General features: G+C 39.5%; 18 protein-coding genes and 2 pseudogenes. 2 read left to right on the forward strand and 18 right to left on the reverse strand.

The genetic code is table 11. The features are described from left to right. The 4 genes and pseudogenes from ASE42_RS18615 to ASE42_RS10110 all read right to left on the reverse strand — a co-directional run. A partial coding sequence (locus tag ASE42_RS18615; protein ID WP_235566703.1) for a T7SS effector LXG polymorphic toxin occupies positions 1–457 on the reverse strand: 457 nt, incomplete at its 3' end. 288 nt (positions 458–745) lie between these two features. Beyond that, entirely contained in the window at positions 746–1981 is a 1236-nt protein-coding gene (locus ASE42_RS10100) for a TerD family protein (protein ID WP_056766695.1), read from the reverse strand. A gap of 374 nt (positions 1982–2355) precedes the next feature. Further along, entirely contained in the window at positions 2356–3795 is a 1440-nt protein-coding gene (bglA, locus tag ASE42_RS10105; RefSeq protein ID WP_156403021.1) for a 6-phospho-beta-glucosidase BglA, read from the reverse strand. A gap of 9 nt (positions 3796–3804) precedes the next feature. Beyond that, positions 3805–4403, reverse strand: a pseudogene (locus ASE42_RS10110) (PTS glucose transporter subunit IIA); the annotation flags it as partial. A 160-nt stretch (positions 4404–4563) separates the two neighbouring features. Here ASE42_RS10110 and ASE42_RS10115 point away from each other — a divergent pair. After that, the gene (locus ASE42_RS10115; RefSeq protein WP_041106714.1) at positions 4564–5274 is read left to right on the forward strand and encodes a GntR family transcriptional regulator; all 711 of its coding nucleotides are present in this window, start codon (positions 4564–4566) and stop codon (positions 5272–5274) included. 45 nt (positions 5275–5319) lie between these two features. Here the strand turns inward: ASE42_RS10115 and ASE42_RS10120 are convergent, their stop codons facing one another. Further along, the gene (locus ASE42_RS10120; RefSeq protein WP_056766701.1) at positions 5320–5916 is read right to left on the reverse strand and encodes an Imm64 family immunity protein; all 597 of its coding nucleotides are present in this window, start codon (positions 5914–5916) and stop codon (positions 5320–5322) included. A 174-nt stretch (positions 5917–6090) separates the two neighbouring features. Between ASE42_RS10120 and ASE42_RS10125 the strand changes: the two genes are divergently transcribed. Beyond that, positions 6091–6987, forward strand: coding sequence for a PhzF family phenazine biosynthesis protein (locus tag ASE42_RS10125; RefSeq protein WP_056766703.1), 897 nt, complete (start codon positions 6091–6093; stop codon positions 6985–6987). Between the two features lie 40 nt (positions 6988–7027). Here the strand turns inward: ASE42_RS10125 and ASE42_RS10130 are convergent, their stop codons facing one another. The 13 genes and pseudogenes from ASE42_RS10130 to ASE42_RS10195 all read right to left on the reverse strand — a co-directional run bounded on the left by ASE42_RS10130 (position 7028) and on the right by ASE42_RS10195 (position 18342). Continuing rightward, positions 7028–7903, reverse strand: a complete 876-nt coding sequence (locus ASE42_RS10130) for a LysR family transcriptional regulator (RefSeq protein WP_235566705.1) — start codon at positions 7901–7903, stop codon at positions 7028–7030. 9 nt (positions 7904–7912) lie between these two features. Next, the gene (locus tag ASE42_RS10135) at positions 7913–8419 is read right to left on the reverse strand and encodes a hypothetical protein (RefSeq protein ID WP_056766706.1); all 507 of its coding nucleotides are present in this window, start codon (positions 8417–8419) and stop codon (positions 7913–7915) included. 15 nt (positions 8420–8434) lie between these two features. Next, positions 8435–8941 (reverse strand): LURP-one-related/scramblase family protein, encoded by a 507-nt coding sequence (locus ASE42_RS10140; RefSeq protein ID WP_056766708.1) that lies wholly within the window; start codon positions 8939–8941, stop codon positions 8435–8437. A 105-nt stretch (positions 8942–9046) separates the two neighbouring features. Further along, positions 9047–9388: pseudogene (locus tag ASE42_RS10145) on the reverse strand (darcynin family protein). 68 nt (positions 9389–9456) lie between these two features. Next, on the reverse strand, positions 9457–10047 hold the full coding sequence (locus ASE42_RS10150; RefSeq protein ID WP_024424005.1) for a Crp/Fnr family transcriptional regulator: 591 nt from the start codon (positions 10045–10047) through the stop codon (positions 9457–9459). A 175-nt stretch (positions 10048–10222) separates the two neighbouring features. Continuing rightward, positions 10223–11071, reverse strand: a complete 849-nt coding sequence (locus ASE42_RS10155; RefSeq protein WP_056766710.1) for an MBL fold metallo-hydrolase — start codon at positions 11069–11071, stop codon at positions 10223–10225. Positions 11072–11137: 66 nt separating this feature from the next. Beyond that, on the reverse strand, positions 11138–12304 hold the full coding sequence (locus ASE42_RS10160) for an MFS transporter (RefSeq protein ID WP_056766712.1): 1167 nt from the start codon (positions 12302–12304) through the stop codon (positions 11138–11140). Positions 12305–12441: 137 nt separating this feature from the next. After that, entirely contained in the window at positions 12442–12744 is a 303-nt protein-coding gene (locus tag ASE42_RS10165; RefSeq protein ID WP_025093701.1) for an ArsR/SmtB family transcription factor, read from the reverse strand. Positions 12745–13473: 729 nt separating this feature from the next. After that, positions 13474–14850, reverse strand: coding sequence for a hypothetical protein (locus ASE42_RS10180; protein ID WP_056766714.1), 1377 nt, complete (start codon positions 14848–14850; stop codon positions 13474–13476). 66 nt (positions 14851–14916) lie between these two features. After that, complete coding sequence (rlmH, locus tag ASE42_RS10185) at positions 14917–15396, reverse strand: 23S rRNA (pseudouridine(1915)-N(3))-methyltransferase RlmH (protein WP_056766716.1); 480 nt, start codon at positions 15394–15396, stop codon at positions 14917–14919. Positions 15397–15476: 80 nt separating this feature from the next. Beyond that, positions 15477–15647: a CxxH/CxxC protein gene (locus tag ASE42_RS18620; protein ID WP_082580702.1), complete on the reverse strand. Its 171-nt coding sequence runs from the start codon at positions 15645–15647 to the stop codon at positions 15477–15479. Between the two features lie 161 nt (positions 15648–15808). Next, positions 15809–16636 (reverse strand): energy-coupling factor transporter transmembrane component T family protein, encoded by an 828-nt coding sequence (locus ASE42_RS10190; protein WP_007497370.1) that lies wholly within the window; start codon positions 16634–16636, stop codon positions 15809–15811. Then, complete coding sequence (locus tag ASE42_RS10195) at positions 16627–18342, reverse strand: ABC transporter ATP-binding protein (protein ID WP_056766719.1); 1716 nt, start codon at positions 18340–18342, stop codon at positions 16627–16629. The genes ASE42_RS10190 and ASE42_RS10195 overlap by 10 nt, the downstream gene beginning before the upstream one ends. Positions 18343–18357 lie beyond the last annotated feature (15 nt).

An 18357-nucleotide genomic window follows, 5' to 3' on the forward strand; every position in this document is an offset into this window, starting at 1 on the left:
CAAGCTCTCTTAGTTCTTTGACCGTCTTTTTTCGTTCATCTTCCGCATCTTCTATTTTTTCATCAAAGGTTTGGCTATCAAATACCTCTAGGGAAATGAGATCATCAATGTCTTGAAAAATGGTTTTGAGTGCCTTTTTTTGATCCTTCACAATGCTTTTGGCATTCTTGATGCCCATATGTACTGCGTTATCTAAAAAGTGTTCCTCTATAAAGGTATCACCGCCAAAGCTCGTATCATCCAGTGTCCCAGAAACACCTTCATGAAAGGCTTTTTGCTTATCAATGAAGCTAATAAACATGTCTACATTTCCGGCAAGCTCTTTATAGAAACTTTTAATATTATCTGCACCTTTCCCAGTGAAATCATCACCGAGATTGGCCACACCTTGTAATGCCTTTTTTAAATCTACCATTTGTTCGCGGAGTTCCTGGTAGTGTTTTGCCCTTGTGTCCATGGCACTTGTTAGTGCTTTTGCATCACTTTTTTAAATCTACCATTTGTTCGCGGAGTTCCTGGTAGTGTTTTGCCCTTGTGTCCATGGCACTTGTTAGTGCTTTTGCATCAAGTATCTTGCCCAGAAGAAGTCACTCCCTCCATTATTGATCATAAAGTCTATTTTACCGTGACCTTCAAAACGGAAAAATAGGCTAAATGACACAAAAAATGGAATAGACTCTCTATTTAAAGGTCAAATAAAATAAGCTAGACAATGCACTTTGCTTTGTCCAGCCATACATTCATTTTATTTATAATCATTGAACGGTCCTTTATCCATCAAAACATCAATTTCATTAGATGACTTCATTTTTAATTTAGGTCTGCGCTCGGAATTTGGTTTGCTGTAAAGCTCTAGCGGACGGATGATCACCCCATCATTTGTATTTTGAAGCATCCCCGGCACACAAGAATAAATCCTATCATTATCATTCGCATGTTTGGCATGAATTGTCACAGACGTTCCTTGGTGATTATCGATACTCATAGATACCCTATATCTATAAAAGGAACCTGTTCCGTTTGATTGAGCAGAATAAACAACCGGAACAATAGCAAGGATATCGTCATTTAACCGTAATTTAATGACTTCTGTTTTCAGCGAATCACGGTCTCTACCGACATCTCCCATATGCTCTACAGCTCCGTTACCGTAACTTTTGAGAGCTGGAACACCTTTTGCGCCAAACATGGCCACATCTATTTGTTTTCCTGACTTCGTATAGACCAATGCATAAATATCATAATCCGTTCCAGACTCCCAGGATACTGTAGCTGTAATCTCAGGCGTTTTTTCAATGATGATCGGTTTATGACCTTTGTCTAGACTAATTTTACCTTGAACTTTCTCTAAGCTGATAGGTGCAGCCACTTTCTCTTTAGCGGCTGTCTTCATTGGAGCAGGCTCATCAATTTGTTTTTCAGAAGCCATTTGAGGAGGTGAAGAAACATCTTGTTCATCAGGTTCAACCTCCACCCCATAAAGCTTGCATAGCCCTTCCAATCCAGAATTGAAGCCACGCCAGATGGATCGTGCTTTCGTTTCACTATTTCTGATATATATCTCTACTACGACAATCCCTTTTTCATTTGTAAAGTTTACTGGTGTTAGGTTTAGCACCTCATCACCTGTTCGAATTTCTGCTTGCAGATTCTTCACTTGAGAAAAACCAATTCCTTGATCCTCTGTTAGTGTAATCGCCACCTTTGTGATTCCAGCAGGCACTTTGCTCATATCAAAATTCAATTGATGCCTTTTCAGCTGACCTGATATCTCTGCTGGTAAAAGTGTCGCGACACCCGTTGCACTCTCCGGCTGATTGTAAAAAATAATGCCATTATCTCCTTGAACTAAATCTGAATCTGTTAAAAGAAACGCTGTTAAAGAAATATCAATTGCAGATGATACTTCATAACTGATGGATACTTGTCCCTTTGGAGAGTTTAGTACGGTATTGGCACCCATTTGCAGAGTTTGATTCATTTCAACAACTCCTATTCTTTATCTACCATTTATCGCTTTTATAGATCAATTATACCAAATGGTGTAATAGAGCCTATTAATATCTTTATCTCATTTCAATCTCTGCAATGATATGAGACAATGCCAATTAAAAACAAACTACTCTCGAAAGGAGAATCAATGTGTATAAAAAAATCATTCCTGCTGTTATGGTGATATTCGGTTTTTGGATTCTTCTTCAAATATCCTTGAACATTAAGATCTTTCACAATCCAATGAACTATTTTGTCGCTATTACTCTCTTTTTTCTTTGTATTCAGGCATTAATAAAACATAAACAATGAAAAACCCGAACAAGCATATACCACACTCATCCGGGCTTCTATTTTCCTTTATTACACTTCTTCACCATTCGTTGCGATGACGTTTTGATACCAAGTAAACGAATCTTTTTTAAGGCGCTTCATCGAGCCGTTACCTTCGTTGTCGCGGTCAACGTAGATCATGCCGTAGCGTTTTTTCATTTCACCTGTTGTGAATGACACGATATCAATGATGCCCCAAGGTGTGTAGCCAATAAGGTCCACACCGTCGTATTCAATCGTTTTTTTCAGTGCTTCGATATGAGAAGCGAGATATTGAATTCTTTCTAGATCGTGAATAGAACCGTCTTCTTCCACTTGATCTATTGCACCAAATCCATTCTCTACGATGAATAGCGGGATTTGATAGCGATCGTAAAAACGATTCAATGTATATCTTAAGCCTGTCGGGTCAATGGACCAGCCCCAGTCACTTGATTTGATATAAGGGTTATCTACACCATGCGGCAGGGCTCCATTGACAATGTCTCCGTTGTGATCAGACACCGTATCACTTTTAACCGTTGTCGACATGTAGTAGCTAAAGCCTAGATAATCCACTTTCCCTTTTCTTAAGCTTTCTTCATCGCCTTCTTCAAATGGAATGTGATAGCCTTCGCGTTCGAATTCTTTTAATGCATAGCTCGGATAGTAGCCGCGCACCTGTACATCTGGGAAGAAATAGCGCTGTCTCATATACTCCTCTGCAAGCATGACATCCTCTGGATTTGAGGAATACGGATAGATTGGCACGTGAGACACCATCGCTCCAATTTGGAAAGCAGGATTGATTTCTTTTCCTTTGGCTACTGCCCATGCACTTGCAAGTAATTCATGGTGTCCTGCTTGATACATGATTTCTTTGGCATTTTCACCTTCTTTGACTGAAACCCCTGAATTTGTCCAAAGGAATAGTGGGTTGTTGACATCCATTTTGTTATTGATTTCATTAAATGTCATCCAGTATGTGACCTTGTCCTTATATCGATTGAAGCACACTTCTGCGAATTTCGCGAAATACTCAGCGACTTTTCGGCTGCGGAACCCGCCGTACTCTCTTGCCAAATGAAGCGGCATCTCAAAGTGAGACAGCGTAATCACAGGCTCGATGCCATGCTTGAGCAGTTCATCAAATACATCATCATAGAATTGTAACCCTGCTTCATTCGGTTCTGCTTCATCTCCCTTAGGGAAAATCCGGCTCCAGCCGATTGATGTACGTAAACATTTTAGACCCATTTCGGCAAACATTGCGATATCTTCCTTATAACGATGATAGAAATCGATCGCTTCATGATTCGGATAAAATTTATCTTCTTCTACCGTTTCAGTTATTTGTCTCGGTACTCCGTGAGCACCTGCTGTCATCACATCTACAACACTTGGGCCTTTTCCAGCTTCGTTCCATCCACCTTCAAATTGATGTGCAGCTAATGCTCCGCCCCATAGAAAATCTTTTGGTAATGTCATTATTCATTCCTCCTATTTCACAATTGTGATCATGACGTCTGTTGACTGACATGTCGATTGTTCTTCTACAATCACATCTTCGTACGCTTGTGTATTGGTTGATGATGGCTGGTGTGATTGTTTTTAATCCCTTGCATTCAATGGCTTCTTGATCAAATGTCATCAACAAGTCACCCTTCTTCACCTTGCTGCCTTCTTTGATATGAAGAGTAAATGCTGAGCCATCTAGGGAAACCGTATCAATTCCTACATGAACTAGTAACTCCACCCCGAATTCTGAACGCAGTCCAATCGCATGCTTCGTCGGCGCAAGCATGACGACACTGCCATCAAACGGTGCATACAGCTTATTTTCTGTCGGTTCAATCGCAAATCCTTTGCCCATTGCCCCCGAGCTAAATACGGCATCCGGCACTTCAGATAAAGGGATCACTTTCCCTGCTAGCGGTGCAGGAATAATTTCTTCATTGTTCATCGAAGTATTCACTTTTTCTCCAACTTGATCTTTATCAGATGTTGCACCGGCTGTCTGTTCCACTGTATCTCCCATAACCAAACATTTGAATGAGCACAACTGGTAAGATCAGCGCAATTGCGACACCAATCAATATGGCCTGCTAAAGTTGGGACATTTTCTGCTAATATATGTACATTATAATTATACCGGTACAATTTATCAATACATATATAATCTCAATTAGCATATCAAAGGAAATTTGGTATGTGCTATAATACAAGAACAATAAATCGTGAAAACAAAGAGGAATAGCCATGTTAAAGTATCAACAAATTGCGAGCGATATTGAAAAATATATTGTCACCCATGAGATGCAGCAAGGGGATAAGCTCCCTGTACTCGAAACACTCATGAGCCAATTTGCTGTGAGCAAAAGTACCATTATCAAATCGTTAGAATTACTCGAAAAAAAAGGAATTATCTATCAAGTGAGGGGCAGCGGCATCTTTGTTCGAAGACATCGGCGCAAGGGCTACATCAGCCTTTTATCCAACCAAGGGTTTAAAAAAGATTTAGAGGAATTTCAACTGACATCAGAGGTTTTAATGCTAGACACCATCACACCTACCGAAGAAGCTGCACTTAATTTGAACATTGAACAAGACGAGGATGTTTTTTATCTAAAACGCATTCGTTACATCAATGGACAAACGTTATGTTTAGAAGAATCCTATTACCGAAAAACCATCATTCCCTATCTCAACACAGAAATTGCCGCCGATTCCGTTTTTAAATTCGTCAGTGAAGGTCTTGGACTCAAAGTCGGTTTTTCCGATATGTACTTACAAGTAGGCAAATTGAATGAAACCGAAGCGACGCACCTCGGCCTCAAACAAGACGATCCCGCCCTCCGCGTCGAGACGGTCTTTCACCTCACAAACGGCCAGCCCTTCGACTTTTCGAAAATCACGTATAACTACACACAATCCCAATTTTTTATTCAAGCGAATAATTATTATGGGTGATGGACTGTAAAAGCCTCCTGAGAGTATCAGGAGGCTTTCTTACTATTATCTTTCAATCTTTAAACATTCCCTCCTTCTTTGTTGAGAAGAAAGACCATCAATCGCCACATCATCATAATAAATGTCTATGTGATTTTCTTTACCAATTAAAGCAACTGGAAAAACATGCTGTTCTTGCAGACACTTTTCAAACTCATCTGGATGAATCTCGGCTTCAATTTCATGTCCAATGAATGCATAATCAAACGGAAGCGTATGATAAAGCTCCACAAGACACCGTACGATCCCCTGTTGAAAATGAACAACATCATGAGCAACAACCTCTGCCCATTTTAAACAGAGCACGAATCCTACATAATCTGCTTCTTTTTGTACGTTGATGGTCGTTTCTTTTAGCTTTGAGCCTAAGCCTGACAGTTCAAACTCCGTATAATAACCTGAAAAGTCATCGTCTTTGATGATATTCTCTTTTACACTTTGTTCAATCCACGTTTCACCGTCAGTATCCTGACTAAATTTTACTTTGGTAATAGATATTTCTTTTTGAGTTAGGTAATCAGACAATTGGCGAAAAGTATTCGGTAAATGAATGGTCTCATAAAAAACGATTCCGACATTAATGTATCCACCTACAGCTATCATGCATCCCTCGCTTCATTTTTTTCTTTCATTATACTTTACTCAAACCATTATTCTGTGAAAACTCTCTCTCTTACATGAACATTACCGATTTAAACCATCAAAAAGATTCATTTTACGAATGCATCAAACAAACTTATGATTAACGTAACAAGAGCTTATAGGAGGGTTCGTCACATGAGAGACATTAGGGTGTACCACGTCGATGCGTTTACAACTGAGAAATTTGGAGGAAATGCCGCTGGGGTGGTGTTGGATGGTGAGTTTTTATCAGAAGATGACATGCAGAGCATCGCCAAGGAGTTGAATTTACCGGAATCCGTCTTCTTGCTGCCTGCCCATGATCAGGAAGCCGATTATCGGGTCAAATACTTCACACCAACGGAAGAGGTCAATTTTTGCGGGCATGCGACAGTTGGATTGACTTGGCTTCTGGCGACAGAGATAGGGCTGGCTAAAGAGAGATCAGGGGTCGTGTTAGAAACAAAGATCGGCAATGTTCCTGTTGTATGGCACGAAGAAAATGGCAAGGTCGTTGATGTGGAAATGACGCAGGTGACACCGAGGACGCGAGATTTTGTCATCGATTTAGAAGAGCTTAGTGACATGCTTGGTGTGAGCAGTGACCGCATTGATTCATCCTATCCTATCAAATTAGCAAACACCGGTAACTGGCATCTTCTTGTTCCGATGAAGGACCAACAGGACATTGATCAAGCGGCACCAAACTTAGCGGCTTTAGCTAGAATGAATAAAGAGCATGGCATCTCGACAACCCACCTTTATACGTTCCACCCCTCAAAAGAATGCGATCTTTATACGAGGGATTTTGCACCTGGGATTGGTATACCCGAAGATCCTGTGACGGGGGCAGCAAATGGGGCGTTGTCTGGATATCTTTATTTGGAGGGTATCATTTCTCAGCAAGAAACCACTCACCTGAACATTGCCCAAGGGGATGCCATCGGCAGACCTGGCATGCTTCGTATCACAGTCATTCCGAATGAATCAAAGCCGGTGATCAAAGTGGCAGGCGCAGCTGTCATCACTATCCGCGGCGTGTTAACTTTATAACACATCAGCTTGAATGGGAGACATCCTGTTCAAGCTGATTCTATTTAAAATGAGTTTTGACCGTTTCGATCCATCTTTTGGCCGATGGGGAAGCTGCTTTGAATGATTTGAGCGCCAGATTGACCTCACGAAAGACGCTCGTCTCCAGTGGAATGACTTTCGTATGAGGTATGTGCGGCGGCAAAACCAATTTTGGAATGATCGTGACCCCAAGCCCTTCTTGAACCATAGAAATGAGCGTATTGTTGTCTTCAATTTCAAACAAAACATGAGGCTTCACCCCGCCTCTTTGTTTTAACAGCTTCTTAACGAGTATGTCACAGCCCGCTTTCGGCATGATAAAGGCTTCATCATGTAGCGAGTCCACTTCAATCACTTTTTCCGTATGTAAGCGATGATTCTCTTGTATCAGCACCACCAATTCATCCTGAAAAAGTGGAACGGTCTCAAATTCCCTCGATGACTGCGTTAAAAAACCAACATCAACCGTACCTGAAGCGATCCATTCCTCAATCTCCTCATAACCGCCTTCATATAACTCCAGCTTGATATGCGGATAGCTTTGCGTAAAGCGATGAATAAGGCGTGGAAGGACATTTGAAGAAAAACTGGGGAATGTCCCAATCTTGATGCTCCCTACTTCCATCCCTTGAATCAGCGCCGCCTCCTGCTCAAGCAATGCCGCATGATGCATGATTTGCCGGATATGCGGCATCACCCGCTCACCTGCGTCCGTTAACGAAAGCCCGTTTCGATTCCGCCGAAGCAGCACAATCCCTAATTCCGACTCAAGCTTCGCAATATTATGACTTACCCCAGACTGCGTCAGCCCAAGCTTCTCCCCGGCTTTTGTAAAACTGCCGCATTCGACGACTGTTAGAAATACTTTGTATTGGAATGTGATCAGTGTGCTCACCTCACAAGCTCATATTAGATCTTGGCAAAATCTACTTTTAGATATTTCTTTGATTTTTCGATTTAAATGTTGTTCTATCATTTGAAAGCATACCTGCTGAATCCATAAACGTTTAAATGTATAGAGCTGTTCTTTTTCATCACCATGCAAATCTTCATCTTTCTCCAACTGAAAATCTGTTAAGTCCATTTTTTCATGAACGTGCATATTAGTATAAACATGAGCATTGTGAAAATCGTGCATATGCTCTACTAAAGATGAGATCGTGGTGATAAAATCATCAAATGTATCTTCTTCAAGCGTTTTTTTGAGATCCAGATTACTATGGACATCAATTGAAATATAATTATCTCTTTCATCTAATTCTTCTCGGATAGCTAGCGGGTTATCATGGGTCGTTGCTTTTCTATTTAAATCTGTAATGGAGAAATAAATAATGATTTCTTTTTTATCGAGAAATTCATACTCCCATAATTCTGCATCTCTTAATCTTATAATGCGAGTGAGGTTGTCCAATTTTTAAACCTCCAATTAATTCGTCGTCGCCGACGACGAAGACCTAGACGCTGCTTCATCAGCTTTTACACAATCAATCGCAACAACGAGCGCAATCATCACAGGCTCCATTTCTTCTTTCAAAATATCAACCTTATAGCTGTCACCCCAAGTAAACCATTCCTTCTTCACCTGACCGATTACTTCGCCATTCTGCAGCACTTGGAAATTCATATCCCACCAGTTACCTTGCACTTCAATCCCAGCAGCATCAATTGAATATTTTGCTTTAAAGAACGTAAACTCTTTTTTAATCGTCAATACCTCTTGACCATCAACTTCTACTAAAAACTTCGGTAAAAAGGTAAACATTTTCTTCGTAATCACAGCGATTTCATCTTGTTCTGTATTCAAAATGGTAAACGTCTTCGGCATCTTCATAAAACTGCCCTCGACCACATACACATCGTTCTCCTGCTGATCTTTTACCGTAAATCTGCCGCTCAGACTAAATACTTTCTGCTTCATATAAAGCTGTTTCATATGTACCTCCGATTCAGTTCAAAAATTTATCCGTTCTTCCCTTACCCCTGATTATACCAAAAAGTAGAATGCACAAAAAACCACCTGATAGCAGGTGGTTTTTAATTACTGATCCATTTTCAGAAATTCTTTTTCATATGTTTGAAAAGCATTTTCCATTCCCATGATGACCTCTTTAATTTTGACATAACCACTTGTGTAAGGAATAGAATCTCTAATCTCTTCCCACATAAAATGATAGAATTTCAGGTCATCCGTTTCACACATCACAAAATCTGTGTAATCTTTACCTGGAAGAGCTTCAGCATCAAAAAAGCGCACCGTCACATGTTCTTTATGTTTCTGCATCAACTCTTGCAGCTAAGCCGCATGGGTTCTTCGCTCCTCTCGTGGCAAAGCAAGCCAAGATGGATAGAACTCTAATAAAACAACCATCATATATTTCATCATCATACCCCCGATTCTTATGATGTGATGATTGTACGTCAGATCTAGAAAATGTGCATTAACATAGGTTAATGTTCAGCAGGATGGAGCAGCCTGCTCAGCGAAACCGGAGAAATACCGATATATGAGGCAATATGATATTGAGCGATACGTTGATGTAACCCGGGATATTTCAATAAAAACGCCTGATATCGCTCAATTGCGGGCAAATATAGCAGTTCCCTCTCACGCTCTTCCTTTCTCGTATACAGCCTTTCCACACTAACCCGCACAAACCGCTCCCACATATGACTTCTATCCATCAACATTTGAAGCAGATCATACGGAATTTCAATCACGATCGAATCCTCCATCGCTTCAATCGAATAAGGAGAAGGCTGCCCGTTGATCATACTTGCATAAGAAGTAGCAAAATCATCTTCCAACGTAAAAGCCACGTTGTACTCCCTTCCATCCGGTAACAAATAGAAGAGACGGAAGAGCCCCGTTATGCAAAAATAAGCATGCTTCACCGGATCGCCAGCCTTGATCATGCATGTACCCGCTTTTAATTGTTTAATCGTTGTTCCATCTTTGAAGGCTTGCCAATGATTTTGTTCGATTGGATACTTGGATATTTTGGTTTTGAAAGTGTCGTATGGGTCAGTTATTTTGTCCATCTGTAAGTTACCTCTCTAGTAAAGGAAGACTTGATAAAAAATTGTATCAGAAAACACTCAAGCCTACTTGGGATTTTTTATGATTCATGCTAAAAATAAGTCAGTCACAATACGTGATGCAAAAAAAATCTCGTTTGAGGGAAATCACTCAAATGAGACTTTTTTTAGTTATTATTTAATACCCATTTACAAAATAAGCAATGGTTTCTAATTCATCTTCATTCAGTTCTCTGTTCACGTAATGTTGATATTCTTTCGTGATGTTCTGCTGATCTCCACCACATAGATCAGTGAGTTTCGCTATCATCCGAAGTTTGTCTGTTTCCTGACGAAACTCCTCTTTTGTCCACGGTCTTTGGTGTGAAGGAATATACGTATCTGCATCAAAAGCTTCTAACTCATCTAAAAGACGCAATATTTCTTTCACCGTATAATGTACTTTCTCGGCATACATTTTCGGATAAATGCAATCACCAAGAAACAGGATTTTTTCCTCTTTCACATACACGATCACGGAATCTGCCGCATGATCGCCTCCAACATGCTGCACGATGCAAGTGACCCCGCCAAGATCAATCTCTATCCGACGGTCAAACGTGACATCCGGTAAAACCACCTGAATATCTCGATGATCCTGATATTCTTCTTTTATCGCCTTCGCGCAGAACTCAATCTCCGTTCCTTCCCTCACCCGCTCATCAATCGCCTCATCTGACCACGAAAACGGAACAAGCTTCTCCATTTCCTTTCTTGTCTGTGCAGAAGCAATTGAAACCGTATCAGGCATCGCCGGCAGACCAAAAATATGATCCCAATGCCAATGCGTAAGGACAACGAGATCGGGCTTGGCGTTCTCGTGTTTTAAGGTTTCTTTGATAAAGTATTTGGCATGATCTTTCGAGTTACCAGCATCGATCATTAAGGTTTTGTTATTGCCTGCGACCATGCCTAGGATGGGGCGGTCGGTGAGTGCTACTGGTGTGATGTACCAAAAACTCTGACCTATTTTTTTAATTGAGTGCAAAGGTGCTTCCTACTTTCTGTCATTATTTTTTAAATTGAATCACGTTTTTTCCCATCGTTCTACTGTTTAAGTATAGCGAATTTCATTACTCGAAGTAGCACGTGAAGCCAATATTGTTACAATGATCGCGATTGCAACGCCTAAAGCCCCTGCCCAAGTAACGGAAGATAGAGAAACTTTCTCTACAAAGATACCTCCAATAGCTGCACCTGCAGCCATCGCCAATTGCATCATTGACTGATTGAGACCTAATAGTATACCTGATGACTCTGGCTCCATTGTAGCTAAGTGATATTGTTGAGTCGGGCCAGAAGACCATGCAGCAAATGACCATAATATTAAAATGAGCAATACTCCAACATAAGAATGCGTAACTAGTGAGAGCAATATGAGCATGATGACATGTAATGTCATTCCACTAATCAGAGTAAAATTCACACCCCATCGATCGGTACTAAATCCACCAAACTTTGACCCAACTAGACTAGCAATCCCGAATACGAGGAGAACTCCACTCAGCAATTTGCTGCTTACACCTGATATATTTAAAAGGTAAGGGGATAGGTAGGTATAGGCAATTGAATAACCACCGAGCCAGAAAAAGGTGATGGCTAATCCCAACACTACTTTTGGTTTTTTAAAAAGAGCGAGTTGTTGAATTAAAGGTACAGGTTTATCCCCTTGGATTTTTGGAATCGTAAGAGAAATTATCACCATGGCTAATAATCCGAGTAAGGCTATTCCTCCAAATACAGCTTTCCAACCGAAGAAATCACTAGTCATTCTGCCCAGTGGGACTCCAATGATCAATGATGCTGTAAATCCCATTACTACTGTAGCAATAGCGGTACCTTGCTTACCTTTTGGTGCAATTTTTTCAGCAATTGTTAATGCAGTAACTACGACCATCCCCGCTCCAAGAGCCATAATAATTCTTGACACAATAAATAATTGATACCCAGGGAGGACGAATGCCAGAATATTACCTAGAATAAAAACGCTAAGTGAAAATAACATTAACTTGCGTTTATTCATTCCCGATGTTAAAGCCATTAATACTGGGGTGAAGATGGCATACACAAGAGAAAAAATCGTAATTAACTGGCCAGCTGCAGCTATCGTAATCCCTAATGATTCAGAAATATTATCCAAAATACCAGAAATGATATACTCTGATGTACCAACTAAAAAACTTACAATAGCTAAAATGTAAATCTTTACAGTGTTTGACAATGTAGATCACTCCTTATATATAATGCATTTACATATCTAGAATTGTCAATATGTATGGACAAAAAAACATATTACGATAAGTCGATTTGTATTTAATAAATGAAACTGAATTCTGATGTATGAATTCAGTTCATTTATTAAATATTTTTTTCTAGAATCTCAGCAATTTTTTTTATGGCATTTTCATCTCTTTTATAATACGTGTATTTACCTATACGCTCTGTCGTAATTAATCCAGCTCGTAATAAAATTGAAAGGTATTGAGATGCTGTTGATTGCGTCATTTTCAATTTATCTGTTATTTGACTAACACATACCCCTGTAGTATTCATATCAATCCCTTCATGGGGTGTAAAATGACGATCAGGTTCCTTTAGCCATTGTAAAATTTGCAATCTGGATTCATTGGATAAGGCTTTGAAAACTTCTATTGGCTCCATACAAACCATTATATCGATAAATAACGATATGTCAACATGTGTTGTTTGAGATCCCTTACAACTTTCTGTTTTCCTAGGTAATTTCTCGCCGCTTTAGGCTTAATCGCGTTTTTTTGCGGGGATAGGAAAAACCCTATAGCTTCTTTACTGCTGGAAATGGAGATGTTTGATGAGAAAGGGTTAGAGTACTTTTTTGCGGCTTGTAAAGATGAATTTATTCTTCTCATCCCTCACCTACTTATGATACGGCTCTCCGTAATACACCAAAGTGAGGTTTTATCTGTAAATCTTCCACAGAAGGTTAAAGGATGTATAAAATTGATGGCTAATAAATAAAGGCAGCTCCTATCTCGAATGATAGTCACTGCTTTATACTTTATATGATAAAACTCTCGCCCTTTAACACATTTTTAAAAGAGTCTTGCACATTTTTTCAAGAATTAATGTTGATGCTAAATCCAAATTCCCATCTTTAACAATAAATGTAAGTACATTTTTGTATATATAGAATTTAAAAGTTCTACAATTTCAATTATATTTTCAATTAAATTTGCATCTAGTTTAGCTAGTTGTGTAAAGTTTAGCAAATCACTTTGAGTACTAGTAATATGATGAATTAATTTCGAATAATCTGTGTACAGAGTATCTAATATATCTTTATCCTTCACATTAAAACTATCGAGTCGATCTGACATTTTAAAACGTTCATGATCTATTTAACGAATTTTTTTACAAATTTAGCGCTCTTAATAGAATAGTTCCAGAGATCTCATCTTTTAAGATTTCTCTTGAAGACCTTATTTCTCTATCGGGGCTAAACAAATGAAACTCTATACGATTAAATCTATTCTTATTTTTCTTCATTATAAAATCCACTAAGTAGGGAGTAATATCTAAAGGAAATTGTATAATTTGATGCCATTCTTCATTAATCAATGCTTCAATTTCGAGTATCAATTTATTATGATTTTCTAGTAATACAGGTCCAACGCTTACTAGATTTGTACCTTTATAAAGAGTTAATAATTCTTTTGGAGCCTCTGCAAATAAAGATAATGTACTTAATCCTGTAGGATACTTTTTTAGATACGCACCCTTACTTATCTCTATTTCTCCAGCTTTATTTTGTAAATAATCTTTTAATATATCTTCAATCATTGTGAAGACTGATGAAAATGCCCCTACATTAACTCCCTTAAATTCTCCATTTTCAATATGTTTAATAAAATTGCTTTTACTTAATGCAATATTTTGTCCATCTTTAGCTACTTTGGATAAATCCACTTCTTGTTCTTCATACTTCATAATTTTATAATCTAAAATACCTATATCGTTTGACTCTTTATTTATCTTAAGTGCATATAAATTAGGAATCAGTAGATGTTTTTTTGTAATTTTATCAAATTCTTTTACCATATATAGTCTTCTTCCATTACTATCTTCTCTAAATAAATCCTTATCGAAATAATAATGTTCGATACTAATATTTGGTGTGTCTTTACGATGCTCTGGTACTGGTAACAACATAGAATACACGTTGTTCCCATGATATAATACTTCAGCATCTCCAAATTCACTATTAATATCATCAGCATCTCTATCAAAAATAAATATTTTACATTTATCAGGTTCAAAAAATTCAATATCTAAGCTTTCAAACATTCCATTTTCATTTAACTTTTTTAAAGCATATCTTAAATGTTTCCAGTCTGTTTGTCCTTCTGTAATAATAATATTTTTATTCGGATTAGTTAATTCATCTAACCTAACGTTTAAGATAGGAAGATATTTTTTTATAAACACCTCTATAACTCCATCGGAGGAGGCTATTTTAAAAAGAATTTCATCTTCTTCAGGGGAACATTCAGTTTGAACAATTCCGCTTTTGTTTAAATACAGCCTATCCTCATCCTCATTCCCATAAAAAAATATATCATCATCTAAGAGCATAAAATCCTTCAGCTTAAATTTAAAATAGGCACAATTACTCGAGTTTTTAGAAGTATGAGATACCATCTTTATATAAATCCAATTATCTTCAAATTTCTTTAGTATTTTAAAACCCAAATTCAAATCTATAATTTTTAAACGAATATCATGTTCCATATTCATCCCCCCTTATAATGAGAACTCTATTACATCAGATTATATATATTTCGTCAAAAACCTCATCTACTTATGATAAGGCTCCCCCCGAACAATCCGAAACGCCCGATAAACCTGCTCCACCAACACCAATCTCATCAACTGATGCGGAAACGTCATCCTCGAAAACGACAGTTTCTCATTCGCACGCTGCATGACGGCATCGCTTAGGCCAAGGGATCCACCTATGACGAAACATACTTTGCTTTTTCCGTATGTTGCCAGCTTATCTATTGTATCGGCTAATTCTTCGGAAGTTTTCATTTTTCCTTCGATGGCGAGGGCGATGACGTGGGCGTCTGGGTTGATTTTGCTTAGGATGCGTTCGCCTTCTTTGTCTTTGATGATTTTCATGTCTTGATCGCTGAGATTCTCGGGTGCTTTTTCGTCCGCGAGTTCAATGATCTCGATTTTCGCATAGGCTTGTAATCGTTTTGTGTATTCGGCTATGCCTTGCTTTAAATATTTCTCTTTTAATTTTCCTACTGTGATAATTGATATATTCACAGGTCATCCCCACCTTAAGAACAAGTTATTCATATAAGTTATCAACAATTGTGGATAAAATTTGTGTATTTTGTGTCCGATCATTCGTTCCCCACTATATATATTGCAGGTTCATCGCACAATTCACAGGTTGTGGATAAACTGTGTGTATGTTCGATTTTTCTGAATTCCGGCGGCGTTTCGTGATTATCTATGTACATGTCTAATACGGTTTCTATGTGTTCTGCACACGCATAAAATGTTTTGTTCATAAGTTTCTGATTCCTCCAATATGTTCTCTAGTTATTCACAAGTGTTTCGCTCATTGTCCAATATAACCGATTTATTCACATGTTAATAGTCTTTTACCATTTCCTCCACCTTTTATCCACAAACCAAAAAAAGCCCCCACTCCTGTGAAGGCTTCCTTCTATCAAAACGGATTATAAAATCTCGTTCCTCTAACAAATGTAATCACTAGCGACACGATCAGCACAACACCAACAAACAATAACGCAGCATAATCTGCTTTTTGAAAGTCTTTCGCCGTAAACCATGTTCGCTTTTTATGCTTTCCAAATCCGCGCAGCTCCATCGCATTGCTGATCGTTTCAATCCGCTCTAGGCTAGAAAATATCAGCGGCATGACAATCGACAGCGCATTTTTGATTCTTTTCCCCAATTTTTCATTCTTCGATAAATCAATCCCTCTTGCTTGCTGAGAAATCGCGATCGTTCGAAAATCCCGCTGAATGTCCGGAATATAGCGCAGAGCAATCGCTACAGCATACGAAATCCGGTAGCTGACACCGATTCGGCTGAGAGATGAGGCGAATTCACTTGGATTTGTTGTCACAATAAATAAAAGCGCTGCTGGCATCACGGTCACATATTTCAGCGTAATGTTCAACTGATAGAAAAGCTGTTCAAGCGTGACATTGTACCAGCCTGCGATATGAAAAAGCTCGTGCTTTGCTCCGTAGATGGCGACACCTTGCTGGGGCGCAAAGATGTAAATGGCGATGTTATTGATCACTAGGAAAATCGCCAGGACAATCACCACGAAGGAAATATCACGAAATCGTACGTTCGATAGCTGAAAGAACACGATACTAGCAACTAGCATAAACACTAAAACGCCTGTATCATACGTGAGCATCGCTGCGGATGACCAGAGGATAAAGCAAATGAGTTTGGTTGCACCTGTCAGCCGGTGAATCGGTGACGGGCGATCGATATAAGACAGCATGTCTACAGCCATGTCATTCGTTCCTTTCTGTCAACCTCAATGAAGCGATCCACGAGTTCATTTGGATTTGGCCAGTCTGCTTTCAGCGCCAGTTCATACAGCGACGTTTCCTTTAAACTCGCCTTTTGAACAAGCAGCTGATCTGTCAGCACTTTGGCTGGTGTATCATCTGCGATTTTTTCTCCATCTGAAATGACAATGGTTCTTGTTGTGTATTCAAGCATCAAGTGCATATCATGGGTGATCATGAAAATCGTGACACCCTGCTGGTTTAATTGCTCTAAAAACGTCATCATCTCTGTGTAATGTTTAAAGTCCTGTCCTGCGGTTGGTTCATCTAAGATGAGGATTTCTGGTTCTAATACAAGAATTGACGCGATGGTAACGCGTTTTTTCTGTCCAAAGCTGAGGGCTGAGACTGGCCAGTTCCGAAATGGATACAGTCCACACACTTTCAGAACCCGCTCCACACGCTCCTTGATCTCGTCTTCCTTTACGCCTCTTAAAACGAGCCCGAGTGCCACCTCATCAAAAATCATTTGTTTTGAAATCATTTGATTGGGGTTTTGCATAACAACACCGATTCGTTCGGAGCGCTGTTTGATCGTATCTCCTGTGATGTCATCACCATTTAAAAGAATTGACCCTTTCGTTGGCTTTTCAAATGCACAAAGCACCTTAGACAATGTTGTCTTGCCTGCTCCATTGGCTCCTGCGATGCTGATCATTTCTCCTTTTTTGACGGTAAAAGAGATGTTGCTCAGCGTGTTTGGTCTTGTTGGATAGTCAAAGCACAGCTCGCGCACTTCTAGTAAATCCTGTGCTGCAATCTGTTCTACTGATGGCTCAGGCGCTTCCATCCACTGTTCGATTTTCTCTTTTGCCTCGTCGTCTAAGGTGAGACGCTGTAAATCAGCGATTTGATCTCCTGGTGCAACCGGAATGCCTGCATATTTCATCGCCTTTACATATAAAGGTTCACGTAAATACGCCGCTTCTAATACGTTTGAGGCGAGCAATTCATCTGGTGTCATATCCGCTACAATCTTTCCTTCATTGACAACGATAATACGGTCCACATGACGGAAGAGGACGTCTTCTAATCGGTGCTCAACCATCACGATGGTTTTTTTCGTTTGTTTTTGCAGCCGGTCAATAAGGTCGATGACTTCTTTGCCTGTTGCGGGGTCAAGGCTTGCAAGTGGTTCATCAAACAGCAAAATGTCGACATCGTTGACAAGTACGCCTGCGATGGCGACACGTTGTTTTTGCCCGCCTGACAGCTCATGCACGGACGATGCCAGCTTGCCGTCTACCTCTGTTAATCTGGCAGCTTCCTTCACACGTGTGTTCATTTCTTCGCGTGTGACTTGATCATTTTCAAGCGTGAACGCGATGTCTTCTCCAACGGTCAGCCCGATGAATTGTCCATCAGGGTCCTGAAGCACCGTTCCGACAAGCTGTGAGAGGGAGAAAATGTTCTCTTTCTCTGCATTTTTCCCGCCGATGTGAAGACTTCCTTCCATAGAACCTTTATAAGACGCAGGAACTAGCCCATTGATACAATGGGCTAGTGTGCTTTTTCCCGATCCAGACGGGCCTGCGATGAGAACTTTTTCTCCTTCATAGATGGTCAGGTTGATATCCTTTAATGTTGGTTCTGCCTGACTGCGATACTTGAATCCGAAATGTTCGAATTGAATCATCGGTTTCTTCATTTATGTGTTCCACCT

Source organism: Bacillus sp. Root920, from assembly GCF_001429445.1.
Lineage (GTDB): Bacteria > Bacillota > Bacilli > Bacillales > Bacillaceae > Bacillus > Bacillus safensis.